This is a genomic window from Streptomyces mesophilus (genome assembly GCF_040300965.1).
Taxonomy (GTDB): Bacteria; Actinomycetota; Actinomycetes; order Streptomycetales; family Streptomycetaceae; genus Streptomyces; species Streptomyces mesophilus_A.
Genome location: NZ_JBEPEW010000028.1, coordinates 15683 through 29876, shown reverse-complemented (window position 1 = coordinate 29876; position 14194 = coordinate 15683). Strand labels below are relative to the sequence as shown.

Genomic DNA, 14194 nt, shown 5'->3' with positions numbered 1-14194 from the left:
ACGGCAAGGGGGTGCGCGGGTGGGGCCGGGGCCGGCCGAGAAATGGCGGGTATCGCTCGGTGGCGCGATGATTTTTCGGGTGGCTTACGGGCACACGACGCGTCGTGGCCGTGCCACGGACGACCCGTCCAAGGGCCAGGGACAACCCGTGCAAGGGCCACGGACCACCCGTGCGAGGACAAGGAGCCCCCGAAATGACCGACCTCACCGGCAAGGCGACCACCACGGACTCCGGAGCCCCGGTCGAGAGCGATGAACATTCGCTGACGGTCGGCGCCGGGGGACCGATCCTGCTGCAGGACTCGTATCTGATCGAGCAGATGGCGCAGTTCAACCGGGAGCGGATCCCCGAACGGCAGCCGCACGCCAAGGGCAGTGGCGCATTCGGCCACTTCGAGGTGACCGCGGACGTGAGCGCGTACACGAAGGCCGCTGTATTCCAGCCCGGCACACGAACCGAACTGGTCATCCGCTTCTCCACCGTCGCCGGCGAGCGCGGCAGCCCGGACACCTGGCGCGACCCGCGCGGATTCGCGGTGAAGTTCTACACCACCGAAGGCAATTACGACATGGTGGGGAACAACACCCCGGTGTTCTTCGTGAAGGACCCGATGAAATTCCAGCACTTCATCCGGTCCCAGAAACGCAGGGCGGACAACAACCTCCGCGACCACGACATGCAGTGGGACTTCTGGACCCTCTCGCCCGAATCGGCCCACCAGGTCACCTGGCTGATGGGCGACCGCGGTATCCCGCGCACCTGGCGCCACATGAATGGCTACACCTCCCACACGTATATGTGGATCAATGCGCAGGGCGAGCGCTTCTGGGTGAAGTACCACTTCAAGACCGACCAGGGCATCGAATTCTTCACGCAGCACGAAGCCGACCAGATGGCCGCGGCCGACACGGATTACCACACGCGTGATCTCTTCGAGCACATCCGCGACGGGGAGTTCCCGAGCTGGACGCTGTACGTGCAGGTCATGCCGTACGACGAGGCTGCCTCGTACCGGTTCAACCCGTTCGACCTGACCAAGGTCTGGCCGCACGGCGACTACCCGCTGATCGAGGTCGGGCGGATGACGCTCGACCGCAATCCCACGGACAACCACGCCCAGATCGAGCAGGCGGCGTTCCAGCCGAACAACTTCGTCCCCGGTATCGGGCCGAGCCCCGACCGGATGCTGCTCGCGCGGCTGTTCTCGTACGCGGACGCGCACCGCTACCGCATCGGGTCCAACTACCAGCAGCTGCCGGTCAACGCCCCCAAGAGCGAGGTGCACACGTACACCAAGGACGGCGCCATGGCATACCGGCTCGCCTCCGACCCGGTGTACGCGCCGAACTCCAAGGGCGGACCGGCAGCCGACAGCGACCGCCACGCCCCGCCGAGCTGGCACGCGGACGGGGAGATCACCCGCGCCGCCTACGTCTCGCACCCCGAGGACGACGACTGGGGCCAGCCGGGGACCATGGTGCGCGAGGTCCTCGACGACGCCGCACGGGACCGCCTCGTCGACAACGTCGTCGGGCATCTGCTCAACGGTGTGAGCGAGCCGGTCCTCCAGCGCGCCTTCGAGTACTGGTCGAACATCGACAAGTCGATCGGCGAGCGCATCAGGGACGGTGTGCGCGCCAAGGCGGACGAGAAGGACCCCAAGGCCGCCGAGCAGGCCAATCCGGCCCGCAGCTCCATGCAGGACAAGGCCTGACCGGCGCCTCCCACGGCCTGACCGAGGCTTGATCGAGCCCCCGCCCGGACTTCCCGGGCGGGGGCTCGGCCATGCCCGGCCGCTCGGGACACGAGCCACTGCTCATCGAGATCGCCGGAACACAGGAGGTTGGGCGGTGGCGCGAAGGGCACACGGGAGGCCACCGGAACCCAGCACAACAGACAGGGAGGAAACGCCCATGACGGTCGCCACCACCCAGCAGGCCGGCGGCAGCGGAGGCACCAGTGGTCTCTACGACGTCCTGGAACTGGTCCTCGACCGAGGCCTCGTGATCGACGCGTTCGTGCGCGTCTCGCTCGTCGGCATCGAGATCCTGAAGATCGACATCCGTGTGGTCGTCGCCAGTGTGGACACCTATCTGCGCTTCGCGGAGGCGTGCAACCGGCTCGACCTGGAGACGGGCAGCAAGAAGCCCTCGGGTCTGACCGAGATCGTGGGCGACTCGACGGAGTCGGGTGCGCGCGGCAAGTCCAAGGGGGCGCTCGAAGGCGCCGCGCAGACCGGGTCGGACGCACTCCGCCAGGCCCGGAAGGAAGGCGAGGCGCAGGCTTCTTCGCGCCGTTCGTCCGGCAGTTCGTCCGGCCGTTCGTCGAGCGGTTCGTCCAGCCGTCGTGAGGAGGAGCAGGCATGAGTACGTACGTCTACGGAATCGCCGACGCCGGGCATCCGAACCTGCCGGACGGCATCGACGGCATCGGGGACCCGGCCCGAAAGGTCCGGGTGGTCCGCGGCGGCGGCCTCGCCGCCCTCGCCGGCGACGCTCCCGAGGATCTGCGGCCCAAGCGCCGCGATCTCCTCGCCCATCAGCACGTCCTGTCCGAGGCGGGCGCCGGTGGCACGGTGCTGCCGATGCGTTTCGGCAGCGTGGCCGAGGACGACAGCGCGGTGGCCGCCGCTCTGGAGCAGCACGCGGAGCACTACAAGGAACGTCTGCGGGCGCTGTGCGACCGCGCCGAGTACAACGTGAAGGTCCAGCACGACGAGGACGCCGTACTGCGGCTCGTGGTGGGACAGGACGACGGTCTGCGCGCCCTGGTGGAGAGCAACCGCAAGGCGGGCGGCGGCAGTCACGAGGACAAGATGCGCCTGGGCGAGAGGGTCGCCGCGGCGGTACAGGCACGCGAGGCGACGGACGCCGCCCTGGTGCGCGAGGCGCTCGAGCCGAGGGCCGACGCCCTCAGCGAAGCGCCGCAGAGCACGGGCTGGATCGGCAACCTGTCCTTCCTCGTGCACCGCGACTCGGCGGCGGACCTGCTCAACGCGGTCGAGGAGCTGCGCCAGTCACACCCCCACCTGGTCTTCCGCGTCAACGGACCGCTGCCGCCGTACAGCTTCGTGGACCAGGGGTTGGCGACCGCGGCCGGGGGATGAGCTTCTGCCGCGCCGACCGGCGTGCGGCAGCGGATCAACTTCCCTGCGAGGGAAGCGGATCGGGGTCGACCTGCGGCGCCGGGGGAGTGTCCGGCTCGCAGGTGATCTCGTCACGCGGGGTGTAGTGCGTACGGAAGGTCTGCCGGCCCGCCTCCTGGCCGTCCTTGACCAGGACGCGTTCGACCTCGACGTCGAAGCCCTCGTACGGGGTCTGCGGTTCGCACTTGTCGCCCTTGCCCTCGATCTTCTTGGGCTCGGTGATGTCGGTGCGCGGCCCCTTGATCGACTTCACCTCGTCGTACTTCTTCGTGCCGAGGAAGGTGATGGTGATGGAGTGGTCCGTGGCGGTGGCCTGGACGTAGATCGCGTGGCCCGAGTCGTTGAGCCAGCGCAGGTCCAGGGTGCCCCAGGCGACCGTGGCCTCACGGCCCTCCGGGTAGCGCTCGATGTAGAAGGAGTGCGCGCCGTATTCGATGGGCTTGACGCCGGCGAAGAACATCGCGTTGAACATCGTCGTCGCCACGGCGGAGACACCGCCGCCCGGTGCGCTGTAGTAGCGGCCGTTGAGGATCATCGTGCCGTCCGTGAAGCCGTTCTCCGCGGTGCGTTCGCCCACCGTGCGGTTGAAGCTCCACTCCTTGCCGGGGAGTACGAGGGAGCCGTTGATCAGCTCCGCGGCCCGTCCGATGTTGATCGTGCGGTACGGGGCGGTGGGGAATTCCACCGTGAACGTGGACACCTGCTCCTTGATCCCCAGCTCCTTGACGCTCTGCGCGGTGAGCTCCGGCTGTACGGTCTGGGTCGCGACGGTCGCGGTGCGCGCGCCGCCCGTCTTGGTGAGCAGGGGGAAGACCGCCGCCTGGAGGGACTCGGCGTCGACCTTGCGCCCCGGCTTTCCGTCGGCCGCGACGACCACCTTCTCGCCGTCGAGGCGCAGTTGGGCGTTGACCGGTGCGCCGATCGCCTTGTTCAGGGGCCGGGACACCTCCGGGTCCTTCAACAGGCCCTCGGCGTCCAGCTTTCCCGTGAGCTTGCCCTTGCCGTCGGCCTCGAGACTCAGATGGCGGCCGAGCGTGGCCGGTGTCAGCTTCAGCTCGCTGTCCCCGACGGTGAGGGTGACGGGCCCGGACATCGCCGGGGTGGCGAACTCGTCGACGGCACGGGTGACTTCGGCCTCGGTCACCTTGGGCTTCGTCTCGTCGACGGGGAGCCGTACGGCGTCCTCGGCCGGGTACGCGGAGCGCAGGGTCCTGAGGGAGCGGCCGGTGTCGAGGGCGATGCCCGAGCGGGGTTCGGTCACGTCGGGCTCGCCCGCCTTGAAGGCGACGGCGCCGTCGCGCTCCTCGCGGTCGTACTTCTTCGCCAGCGCGGCCAGTGCGGCCTTCGTCCTGGCCTCGTCCACACGGACCACGGGATCGACCGGCCGGTCGCTGTCGCCGAACAGTCCGGCGATCACGGTCACGGGGTTGGAGCTGGTGTCGTTCGCCCGCTCGACGGTCGCCGCGGCGTCCACGGAGAGCCCCGCCTCGGCCGGATCCACCTCGGCCGTCTCATCCCCGATCCGCACGGGCTGCGGGGCCGCCCATGCCTTCCCCCGCTCCTGCTCCAGGCGCTCCTGTGCCTGGCTCGCGCTCAGCCCGCCCAGATCCACGCCCTCCACCGTGGTCCCTTCGGGTATCCCGGACCCCTCGGACACCAGCCCCGCCACGTACAGGCCGCCGAGCACCACGACCGCCCCGCCTGCGGCGTACAGGGCGGGGCGTATTCGGCGGCGGGAGCGGTCCGACGGCTGCTGAGGCTCGGGGCCGGGGGCCTGGGGGAGGTCCGGTTGCGACAAGGCGCTCTCCTTGGGGGCGTGCGCGCTACGTTCGCGAGGCGTCGGTCACGTTCGCGATGCGTCGTCACGTATCGGAGTTACGTATCGGACTATTCACCCTATAAGGGGTACGGGTCCCTGTCGCGCCGCGGCTGATCACGCAGGGTGACTGTGGACTCGCGGGCTCGGGGGCCTGACGGCTCGTGTGCCCGGCGGCTCGTACGGGCGGGGCAGGACGGGCTTGTGTTAGCGCGCGCTCTAATTTCTACGGTGGCGCCATGACTCAGCCGGAGCAGCACCCTGTCACCAGCCGCCGCGCCGTCGCCAAGGCCGCCCTCGTCGGGCTCGGAGCCGCGGGCGTACCGCTCACCGCGGCCGGGCCGGCCGCCGCGGCGCCCCCGGAGTCCGACCGGTACGCCCGGGGCTTCGCCACCCTGCGCCGGATCTCGGGCGAGCGCGGGGCCGAAACCATCAGGTCCTTGCAGGACATCGCCCCCGATCTGGGCCGCTACATCGTGGAGTTCGCTTTCGGCGACGTCTACTCCCGGCCCGGACTCGACCCCCAGCAGAGGCAGTTGGTGACGATCGGCGCGCTCACCGCCCAGGGCGACACCGCACCCCAGCTGGACTTCCATATCGACGCGGCCCTGAGGGTCGGCGTGCGTCCCGCCGAGATCGTCGAAGCGCTGATCCACACCGTGCCGTTCATGGGCTTTCCCCGGGCGCTGAACGCCGTCGCCGTGGCGCGGAAGGTCTTCACCGACCGTGGCGTGACGTTCGAGCCGCCCGAGCAGAACGATCCGCGCGACCGCTACGAGCGCGGCGCCGAGAACCTGAAGCGGATCGACGGCGAGCACGGGCTCGAGGTGATCGAGTCCCTGGGCGACATCGCGCCCGATCTGGGCCGCTACATCGTGGAGTTCGCCTTCGGCGACGTCTACCACCGCCCGTGGCTCAGCCCGCGGCGCCGTCAACTGGTCACCGTCGGCGCCCTGACGGCCTTCGGCGACACCGCCCCGCAGCTGCGCGTGCACATCGGCGCGGCCCTGAACGTCGGCCTGAGCCCGGCCCAGGTGATCGAGGCGCTGCTGCACACCGTGTCGTACGCCGGGTTCCCGCGGGTCCTGAACGCGGTGGGAGTGGCCAGGGAGGTGTTCGAGAACCACTGATCGCGGGGGGGGCGGGGGCCGGGGTCTGCCTACGGTGGTGGCATGACTGCATCAGGTACGGGCCGGAGCGCGTCGGGTACGGGCCGGAGCGCCTCAGGTACGAGCCGGAGCACCTCAGGTGCGGGCCGGAGTCCGTCGGGCGCCGGGCGCGGCACCCGGACCATCACCGAGACCTCCGAGCTCACCGGCATGAGCGCCCACACCCTGCGCTACTACGAGCGGATCGGGCTCCTCGACCGGGTGGAACGCGGGCCGGACGGACGGCGCCGGTACCGCGAGGAGGACCTCGCGTGGCTCGCGTTCCTGACCCGGCTGCGCACCACGGGGATGCCCATCCGCGATATGCGGCGCTTCGCACAGCTGCGCAGACAGGGGGACGCGAGCGCACCGGACCGGCTCGCGCTGCTGCGCCGGCACCGCGAGGCCGTACGGCAGCAGATCGCCGAACTCACGGACTGTCTGGGGGCGTTGGACGCGAAGGTGGAGCACTACGAGGCGCTTACGGCGCGCGATGCGACGGGCCGCGCGGGGTGAGCGCCCGTCCCGGTGATCAGCCGTCCCGGTGAGCAGTCCGCTCCGGTGAGCAGCCCGCCCGGCTAGGTGCGGCGCCGGCCGCGTGCCGCGTGCTCCTCGCGGATGTGTGCCGTGAGCGCGATGGAGGCCGTGGCCCGGTCGTACGAGAGCTGGGCCACCCGTGCGTACAGGCAGTCGATGATCAGCAGGACGGAGTGCCGCGCGCCGAACCCGCCGTGCCGGAAGCTCGTCTCGCCGGAGGTCGAGACGAGGTGCAGGGAGGCGGCCTGGGCCGCGGGTGAGCGCTGGTCGGAGGTGATGGCGATCGTGGTGGCCCCCCGTTCGGCGGCCAGCCGCAGCGGGCTCACCACCTCGCGCGTACTGCCGGAGTGCGAGAGCGCGATGGCCACGTCGGCGGGCGTGAGCAGGGACGCCGAGGTCTCCGCGGCGTGCACTTCGGTCCAGCCCCTGGCCTGGCAGCCGATCCCGAAAAGGCGCGCCTCCGCCTCGCGGGCCAGCACACCCGAAGCGCCCACACCGTACACATCGATACGGCGGGCCTTCGCCACGGCCCGCGCCGCACGTTCGAGGGCGTCGCGGTCGAGGCGCTCGACGGTGCCGCGCAGCGCCTGGAGATCGGCGTGCGCGATGACCTCGATCACCTGGTCCAGGGTGTCCTCGGGGCCGATGTCGGGCCCGAGCGGCTGCCCTCGCGTGAACCCCTCCTGGGCGAACTGCCCTTGCTCCTTGGCGAGTTCGAGCAGCAGCGCCTGGTACGAGTCGAGCCCGATGGCCTGGCAGAAGCGGGTGACCGTCGCCTGCGACGTGCCGGTGCGGCGCCCGAGGTCCGCCGCCGAGGTGCGGGCGAGCGCCGCCGGATCGGTGAGCACCTGCTCGGCGACCTTGCGCAACGAGGCGGTCAGCCGGGGCAGTTCGGAGTGGATCAGGGTGGTGATCACGGGGGCTCGACTCGATTCGTGGCGGGTGCGCGCGGTGCCCGGCTCGTGATGGGTGTGCCCGGCGCGTGGCTCGTGATGGGTGCGCGTGGCTCGTGGCGGGATGGTGCCGGGCGGTGCGGCCGGGGTCGGCGCGAAGCTCTTGTCAGGCGGCGATTCTATCAACCACCATGCAGTGTGATCCATGAATCAGCGCAACAGTCCTTGGCCTCCCGTGAACTGCCCCTGCTGATAGGGATCGACGCCGGAGGCACCCGGACCCGCGCGTACTGCGCGGACGCCACGGGCCGCCTGGTGGGTACGGGGGACAGCGGCCCCGGCAACGCGCTGGGCGTCCGACCCGACGCCCTCGTACGGCATTTGAGCGAAGCCATGGCAGCCGCCGTGCCGGCCGGGATCCGCGGCCGCGGGGCAGCCGTGGCGGCCGGCTTCGCGGGCGGGGGGTACGGGCGTGGCCGGGACGCCGCGGTGGAGTGCCTGGCGCGGGCGCTCGAGGCGCTGGGCATCGAGGCGGCCGCCCTGGAGGTGTACGGGGACGCCGAAGTCGCGTTCGCCTCGGGCCCCGGGGCGCCGGCGGACGGGCTCGTTCTGATCGCGGGCACAGGTGCGACCGCCGCGCGGATCAGCGGGCGGCGCAGCGCGCACATCGTGGACGGGCACGGATGGCTGCTCGGTGACGAGGGGAGCGGGTTCTGGCTCGGGCGGGAGGCCGTGCGGGCGGCCCTGCGGGCCCTGGACGGGCGTGGGCCGCGGGGGCTGCTCGTGGAGCGTGTGCTGGAGGAGGCCGCGCCCGGCAGAGACCGAACGGACCGCCCCCTGCTCAGGGACGTCATCGCCGACTGGGCCTACTCCCGGCCGCCTGCCGCGCTGGCGGCGCTCAGCCCGCTGGTGGTCGGGGCCGCGGCGGAAGGTGATCCGATGGCACTCGGGCTGCTCGACGATGCGGCCGACGAACTGGCCGACAAACTCCGTGCGCTGGGCGCCGGCAGCGGTGAACTCCTGGTCGCCACCGGCGGCTTGATCGCCCCCGGCGGACCGCTGGCCGGTCGTCTCGCCGTACGGGTGGAGTCAATGGGCCTGCGCATGGCGGCCGTTCGGGACGGCGGGGCGGGGGCCGTGGCGCTGGCGGGCCTCTTGACGCATTGACCTGTCTGGTTCATCGTTTCAACGATCCTGAACCGCTGCGGTTCGGTGAACCAAGCAACGTACCGAACAGCGCACCGAAGAGCGCAACCGATGAGCGCAACCGAACAGCGCAACTGAAGAGCGAGACCGAACAGTGAGAGTGGGAACTCCATGACCGACCCGCAGATCGGCGCGAGCCTCTTCGCCGACCAGGCGCGCGCCGCCCTCGACGCGGCCATCGACGCCAACAAGGAGGCGGTGACGGTGGCGGCCCGCCTGTTCGCGGACTGCGTCGCGGCCGACGGAGTGATCCACGCCTTCGGCACCGGGCACTCGCAGGCCACGGCGCTGGAGATCTCGGGGCGCGCGGGAGGGCTCATCCCCACGAACCGGATCGGCCTCGGCGACCTGGTGCTCCGCGGCGGCGAGGACCGTTCCGTGCTGGCCGACCCGCTGCTCGAACGCCGGCCGGGACTCGCCGCGCGGCTCTACGAACTGAGCACGCCGCGCCCGCAGGACCTCTTCGTGATCATCTCGAACTCGGGGGTCAACAACTCCATCGTCGACATGGCGCAGTTGGTGAAGGAGAAGGGCCACCACCTCGTGGCCATCACCTCGATGGAACACACCCGCTCCGTCCCCGCCCTGCACTCCAGCGGCAAGCGCCTGGCCGACCTGGCCGACGCGGTGCTCGACAACGGCGCCCCCGCGGGCGACGCCCTCCTGCCGCTCCCCGGCGGCGGCCACCTGTGCGGCGTCTCCACCCTCACGTCCTCGACCCTGGCCCAGATGGTGGTGGCCGACAGCGTCGCCCTCCTCCTCGCCGAGGGCCACGACGTCCCCGTCTACATCTCCGCCAACCTTCCGGGCGGCTTCGAGCGCAACGCGACACTCGAGGCCCGCTACGAGGGACGACTGCATCGCGGGGGCTTCTGACCACTCGCGGAAACCCCACACCCGCCTCGACAGCTGAACTCCCTGCCCGGCGTGCAGGTTCGGTCCGGGGGCCCGTGGGGGATCAGGGAGGATTGATGAAGCAAGAACTGTTCGAGATCGAGCTGGCTCGGCACAACTGGGGTGCCATGGCGTGCGCATCATCGACCACGTGAATGTCAACGAGGTGCTGTATCCAGTGGCCGTCCCGGCCACGGCGGTGGCCCTCGCCGCCCTCAATCTGGCTGTTGTACGCGGACGCGTTTGCGAGCCCGGACGACGGCACCGTGTCGGCGGCCTTCGAGCTGCTCGCCGAGCTCGACGGGAACGAGGACAGGGTGGAGCGGATGCGTGCGAGTCTCGGCGAACGCCTGAGGTGGGACCTGCGCCGGCTGGGCTCTTGAGGGCAGTCCCGCGCCGCCGACCGCCGGGCATGGTCCAAGTTCCGGTGAGCGACCGGGTTCCGGTGAGTGCCACCACCACGCCGGCCTGAGACAGAGCTGTGCCGGGTGAGCCGGCCGGCACACGGCCCGCTCACCCGCCACCACCCCCGGCGAACCAGGGGTCAGGAGATCAGTTCCACCTCCGCCAGCGTCGCCTCGCCGCCCGTGAACACCAGCCGGTACTTCGCGTACGTACCCGGGTCGTCCACCGTGAACGCCCGTGTCTGCCGGTCCCACGAGAAGGGCTCGTCCGAGCGTTCGTCCAGGTCCGTCCAGCGCGACCCGTCCGACGAGCCCTGCAGCACCCAGCCCGACGGGGCCTTGGCCCTGTCCGCCGAGGTCAGGGTGTACTGGAGCGCACGCGTACGGTCGGCGACCGGGAGGTCCACCGAGGACGAAGCGGCGGATGTGGCCGAGGAGTTGTCGAACAGCTCACCCGTACCCGCAAGGACATCGTCCCGCGGCGACGGCACCTTGTCGTCGCGCGTGATCGACACCGGCGCCGCCGAACCTCCCGTGCCCCACCTCGACGGCTTCGCACCCATGTCGAACTCCAGGACACCGCCCTTCGCGATCACCGAGTGCGGAAGTGCGGTCGACGACCACTTCTTGCCGTTGACCTTCAGCCCCTGGACGTAGATGTTCGTCGCGCTGTTCTTCGGCGCCTTCACGACCAGCGTCCGCCCGTTGTCCATACGGACCGTCGCCTTCTCGAACAGCGGCGAGCCGATCGCGTACTCGCCGCTGCCCATGACGAGCGGATAGAAGCCGAGCGCGGAGAAGAGGTACCAGGCCGACTGCTCGCCGTTGTCCTCGTCACCGTGGTAGCCCTGCCCGATCTCGCTGCCGACGTAGAGACGCGACAGCACTTCGCGGACCTTCTCCTGGGTCTTCCAGGGCTGCGAGGCCGCGTTGTACATGTACGTGGCGTGGTGGGCGACCTGGTTCGAGTGCCCGTACATGCCCATCCGGACGTCCCGCGCCTCGGTCATCTCGTGGATCACGCCACCGTACGAGCCCTTGAACTCGGGCGATGCGGTCTCCGGCGTCGAGAAGTACGTGTCCAGCTTGTCGCCGAGCCCCGAGCGGCCGCCGTACAGATTGGCCAGACCGCGGGAGTCCTGGGGTGCGGTGAACGCGTAGCCCCATCCGTTCGTCTCGGTGTAGTCGTAACCCCAGATCCGCGGGTCGTACGCGCCGGACGGGGCGCGCCAGTCGCCCTTCAGATCACGGCCTTGGAAGAACCCCTTGCTGTCCGTGTCCCCGCCACCGGCGGCGGCATCGAACAACTTCACATAGTTCTGCGCCCTGTTGAGGAAGTAGTCCGACTCCTCCTTGTAGCGCTTCTTTCCGGTCTCGCGGTAGAGCTTCTTGCCCATCTGCGCGATGCCGTAGTCGTTGAGATAGCCCTCGAGCGACCAGGACAGGCCCTCGTGGGTCTCCGTCGACGCGTAGCCGAGGAAGGGGGACGTCTCCATTCCCTTGCGGCCCACGCCCGACGACGGCGGCACCACGGTGGCGTTCTTCAGCGCCGCCTCGTACGCCGCGGAGGCGTCGAAGTCCACGCCCTTCACATACGCGTCAGCGAAAGCCACGTCCGAGGACGTGCCGGTCATCAGATCCGCGTAACCCGGCGAGGACCAGCGGGATATCCAGCCGCCGTCCTTGTACTGCTGGACGAATCCGTCCACCAGCTCACCGGCCTTGCCGGGAGTGAGGAAGGAGTACGCGGGCCACGTCGTCCGGTACGTGTCCCAGAACCCGTTGTTGACGTACACCTTGCCCTCGACGATCTTCGCGCCGGTGTGCGTCGGGGTGTCCGGCTTCTCGGCCGGCGAGAAGGGGCTCGCGTACAGGTGCTTCGAACCGACCTTCTCGAAACCGGAGTTGGGGTACAGGTACAGCCGGTACAGCGAGGAGTAGAGGGTCACCAGCTGGTCGTGCGTCGCGCCCTCGACCTTCACCCGGCCGAGGATGTCGTCCCACTGCTTCTGCGCGGCGGACTTCACCGCGGAGAACGACCGGCCCGCCGGGAGCTCCGCGTCCAGGTTCGCCTTCGCCTGGTCCACCGAGATCAGCGAGGTCGCGATCCGCATCGTCACCGTGCGGTCATCGCCCGCGTCGAAGCGGAAGTGGCCCTTCACCCCGGACGCGGCGCCGCTCGTGACGGGTTTGTCGAAGGTCCCGTACACGAAGAGCCGCGTGGCGCCGGTCGACAGACCGCTCTTCACGTCCGAGTACCCGGTCACGACGCCCTTGTCGGTGTCGAGCGTGAGCCCGGCCTTGTCCGAGACGTTGTCGAAGATCACCGAGGCGTTGTCGTCCGGATACGTGAAGCGCATCAGCGCCGCATGGTCCGTCGGCGTGATCTCGGATGTGATGCCGTTCGTCGACTTCACCGCGTAGTAGTGCGGCTTCGCGGTCTCGTCCGCGTGCTTGAAGGGCAACGCCCGCTTGGCCCGGTCGAGTTCGGGCGTTCCGGCGTCCTTGGACGGCAGCACCTGGAACGTCTGGCGCTCGCCCATCCACGGGCTCGGCTCATGGCTGGCGCTGAACGCCTGGATCGCCGGCAGATTGTCCGCGTTGTTGCCCCGCTGGTAGTCGTAGAGCCAGCTGAGCGAGCCGGCGTTGGTCACCGGCGTCCAGAAGTTGAATCCGTGCGGCACGGCGGTTGCGGGGAAGGTGTTGCCGCGCGAGAAGCCGCCGCTGGAATTGGTGCCGCGGGTCGTCGAGGCGTAGTCCGAGAGATTGCTGTGCACCTCTTCGGGCGCCTTCGGGGCGAGGGATATGTCATCGAGCCAGCCGCGGAATTTCGCCGGACCCTTCGGTGCGTCGTACGCGACCAGAATCCGGTCCACGGTCTTTCCGCGTGCCACCCGGCCGATGTCCGAGGCCACGTGGTTCCACTGGTTGACATAGAGGCGCTTCGCCTCGGCCTGCCCCTGCGGCGTGAGCTTTCCGCCGTGCGCGTCGACCGCACCGAGATCGCTCAGATACGTACCGTCGGTGAAGGCGAGATCGACACTGGCGAAGGTCGCTGGATACTTCAGGTCCGGTTCGCTCTCCGGCATCTGCGGGAAGATGCGGTACGAGAGTTCCGTATTGCGCTCGACCGCCACATCGACATCGAAGATCTTGTTGTACGAGTACGCGCGCCCGTCCGGCTTGTGCGTCCCCGCGTAGCGCAGCGCCCGCTTCCCGGTGAATCCGGCGCCGGACTTCGCGGTCGGCGAGCCGCTCGGCCCGCGGTCGACGGCGCTCTGCATTTCCTCGGGGACCGGCTGGCTCGTATCGCCGTCGGAGAACTGCACATCGGCCAGTTGCAGCGCGTCGCCCGCTCCGTTGTTCGCGGTGAAGTCGATGCGGTAGTGCGCGTACGCCGTCGCGTTCTCGAACTCGTACGTCTTGGTCTGGAAGCGCTCGGAGAAGGTCTCGCCGGTGCGGGTGTCGAGGGTCGACCACTCCTTGCCGTCCGCGGACCCCTGCAGCTTCCAGTCCTTGGGGTCGCGCTCGGCGTGATCATTGGCCGAAGTCAGCGCGTACGTCACGACCTTGACCGGATCGTCCAGATCGAACTCGACCCAGCCGGTCGCCGCGAAGGTGAGCCACTTCGACGAGGACTCCAGGTCGACCAGGTTCTCCTTGACCTCGCCGGACCCCGCGTTCTCGCCGCTCGCGCGGACCTCGGTGACGCGGTCGGTGACATTGCCCGGAATGCCGCTGCTGAACCCGCCGTCGACCCCGGAGGCCTTCTTCTTGCCGTCGGGGCCCGTCTCGGGGGTGTTGCGCCAGTCGATCGCCGCCTGGTCGTCCTCGAACGAGGAGCTGAACTCGTTGTCGGCGGCGGGTGCTTGGGGCGGGCCGGCGACGGCGGCGCCCTGACCGGTGACGACCAGGGCCAAGGCGCAGGCCGCGCCGAGCAGGGCGATGGATTTCGACGGTCTACGGCGGCGGTGACTGTGCGGGGACCTGCGAGAAGACCCAGGCATCAGCGTCCCTCCCTCGGTGTGGACAACGTTGTCAACGGTCGGCGCATCGTCCAGTAGGTGGCCAAGTGCCCAGTGGTGTCAAGGGTGTTGCAGGGGAGCGGGTGCGCTGAGCGGCGGGAATTTGCCAGGGAGAGGTGTGTGAT

At 69.8% G+C, this 14194-nt stretch carries 11 protein-coding genes; 8 read left to right on the top strand and 3 right to left on the bottom strand.

Annotated features, from left to right (window positions below):
- The first annotated feature begins 194 nt into the window (after window positions 1-194).
- The 3 genes from ABT367_RS13235 (at window position 195) to ABT367_RS13225 (ending at window position 3107) form a co-directional block, all read left to right on the top strand.
- A complete protein-coding gene (locus tag ABT367_RS13235; protein ID WP_352252654.1) occupies window positions 195-1715 on the top strand; it encodes a catalase in 1521 nt (506 codons plus the stop codon).
- Between the two features lie 199 nt (window positions 1716-1914).
- The gene (locus ABT367_RS13230; RefSeq protein WP_352252652.1) at window positions 1915-2367 is read left to right on the top strand and encodes a gas vesicle structural protein GvpA; all 453 of its coding nucleotides are present in this window, start codon (window positions 1915-1917) and stop codon (window positions 2365-2367) included.
- Window positions 2364-3107 (top strand): GvpL/GvpF family gas vesicle protein, encoded by a 744-nt coding sequence (locus ABT367_RS13225; RefSeq protein WP_352252651.1) that lies wholly within the window; start codon window positions 2364-2366, stop codon window positions 3105-3107. Before ABT367_RS13230 ends, ABT367_RS13225 begins: the two co-directional genes overlap by 4 nt.
- Before the next feature lie 34 nt (window positions 3108-3141).
- On the opposite strand, the gene ABT367_RS13220 is transcribed toward ABT367_RS13225, so the two are convergent.
- Entirely contained in the window at window positions 3142-4944 is a 1803-nt protein-coding gene (locus ABT367_RS13220; protein WP_352252649.1) for a VanW family protein, read from the bottom strand.
- 257 nt (window positions 4945-5201) lie between these two features.
- On the opposite strand from ABT367_RS13220, the gene ABT367_RS13215 reads away from it, so the two are divergent.
- Together ABT367_RS13215 and ABT367_RS13210 are read left to right on the top strand one after the other, a co-directional pair.
- Window positions 5202-6092 carry a carboxymuconolactone decarboxylase family protein gene (locus tag ABT367_RS13215; RefSeq protein ID WP_352252647.1) on the top strand — a complete coding sequence of 297 codons (891 nt, stop codon included), beginning with the start codon at window positions 5202-5204 and terminating at the stop codon, window positions 6090-6092.
- Window positions 6093-6134: 42 nt separating this feature from the next.
- Window positions 6135-6626 (top strand): MerR family transcriptional regulator, encoded by a 492-nt coding sequence (locus ABT367_RS13210; protein ID WP_352252646.1) that lies wholly within the window; start codon window positions 6135-6137, stop codon window positions 6624-6626.
- A gap of 62 nt (window positions 6627-6688) precedes the next feature.
- On the opposite strand, the gene ABT367_RS13205 is transcribed toward ABT367_RS13210, so the two are convergent.
- The gene (locus tag ABT367_RS13205) at window positions 6689-7564 is read right to left on the bottom strand and encodes a MurR/RpiR family transcriptional regulator (protein WP_352252644.1); all 876 of its coding nucleotides are present in this window, start codon (window positions 7562-7564) and stop codon (window positions 6689-6691) included.
- Window positions 7565-7738: 174 nt separating this feature from the next.
- Here ABT367_RS13205 and ABT367_RS13200 point away from each other — a divergent pair, with 174 nt between their 5' ends.
- The 3 genes from ABT367_RS13200 (at window position 7739) to ABT367_RS13190 (ending at window position 10023) form a co-directional block, all read left to right on the top strand.
- Window positions 7739-8707 (top strand): N-acetylglucosamine kinase, encoded by a 969-nt coding sequence (locus ABT367_RS13200; protein WP_352252642.1) that lies wholly within the window; start codon window positions 7739-7741, stop codon window positions 8705-8707.
- Between the two features lie 150 nt (window positions 8708-8857).
- Window positions 8858-9622, top strand: coding sequence for an SIS domain-containing protein (locus ABT367_RS13195; RefSeq protein ID WP_352252640.1), 765 nt, complete (start codon window positions 8858-8860; stop codon window positions 9620-9622).
- 245 nt (window positions 9623-9867) lie between these two features.
- Entirely contained in the window at window positions 9868-10023 is a 156-nt protein-coding gene (locus ABT367_RS13190; RefSeq protein WP_352252638.1) for a hypothetical protein, read from the top strand.
- Between the two features lie 161 nt (window positions 10024-10184).
- Here the strand turns inward: ABT367_RS13190 and ABT367_RS13185 are convergent, their stop codons facing one another.
- Window positions 10185-14051, bottom strand: a complete 3867-nt coding sequence (locus ABT367_RS13185) for a GH92 family glycosyl hydrolase (RefSeq protein ID WP_352252636.1) — start codon at window positions 14049-14051, stop codon at window positions 10185-10187.
- Window positions 14052-14194: the final 143 nt, after the last annotated feature.

Coding starts and splice junctions, on each gene's coding strand:
- ABT367_RS13235 (WP_352252654.1), top strand. CDS start 195: ATGACCGACCTCACCGGCAAGGCGACCACCACGGACTCCGGAGCCCCG.
- ABT367_RS13230 (WP_352252652.1), top strand. CDS start 1,915: ATGACGGTCGCCACCACCCAGCAGGCCGGCGGCAGCGGAGGCACCAGT.
- ABT367_RS13225 (WP_352252651.1), top strand. CDS start 2,364: ATGAGTACGTACGTCTACGGAATCGCCGACGCCGGGCATCCGAACCTG.
- ABT367_RS13210 (WP_352252646.1), top strand. CDS start 6,135: ATGACTGCATCAGGTACGGGCCGGAGCGCGTCGGGTACGGGCCGGAGC.
- ABT367_RS13195 (WP_352252640.1), top strand. CDS start 8,858: ATGACCGACCCGCAGATCGGCGCGAGCCTCTTCGCCGACCAGGCGCGC.
- ABT367_RS13185 (WP_352252636.1), bottom strand. CDS start 14,051: ATGCCTGGGTCTTCTCGCAGGTCCCCGCACAGTCACCGCCGCCGTAGA.
- ABT367_RS13215 (WP_352252647.1), top strand. CDS start 5,202: ATGACTCAGCCGGAGCAGCACCCTGTCACCAGCCGCCGCGCCGTCGCC.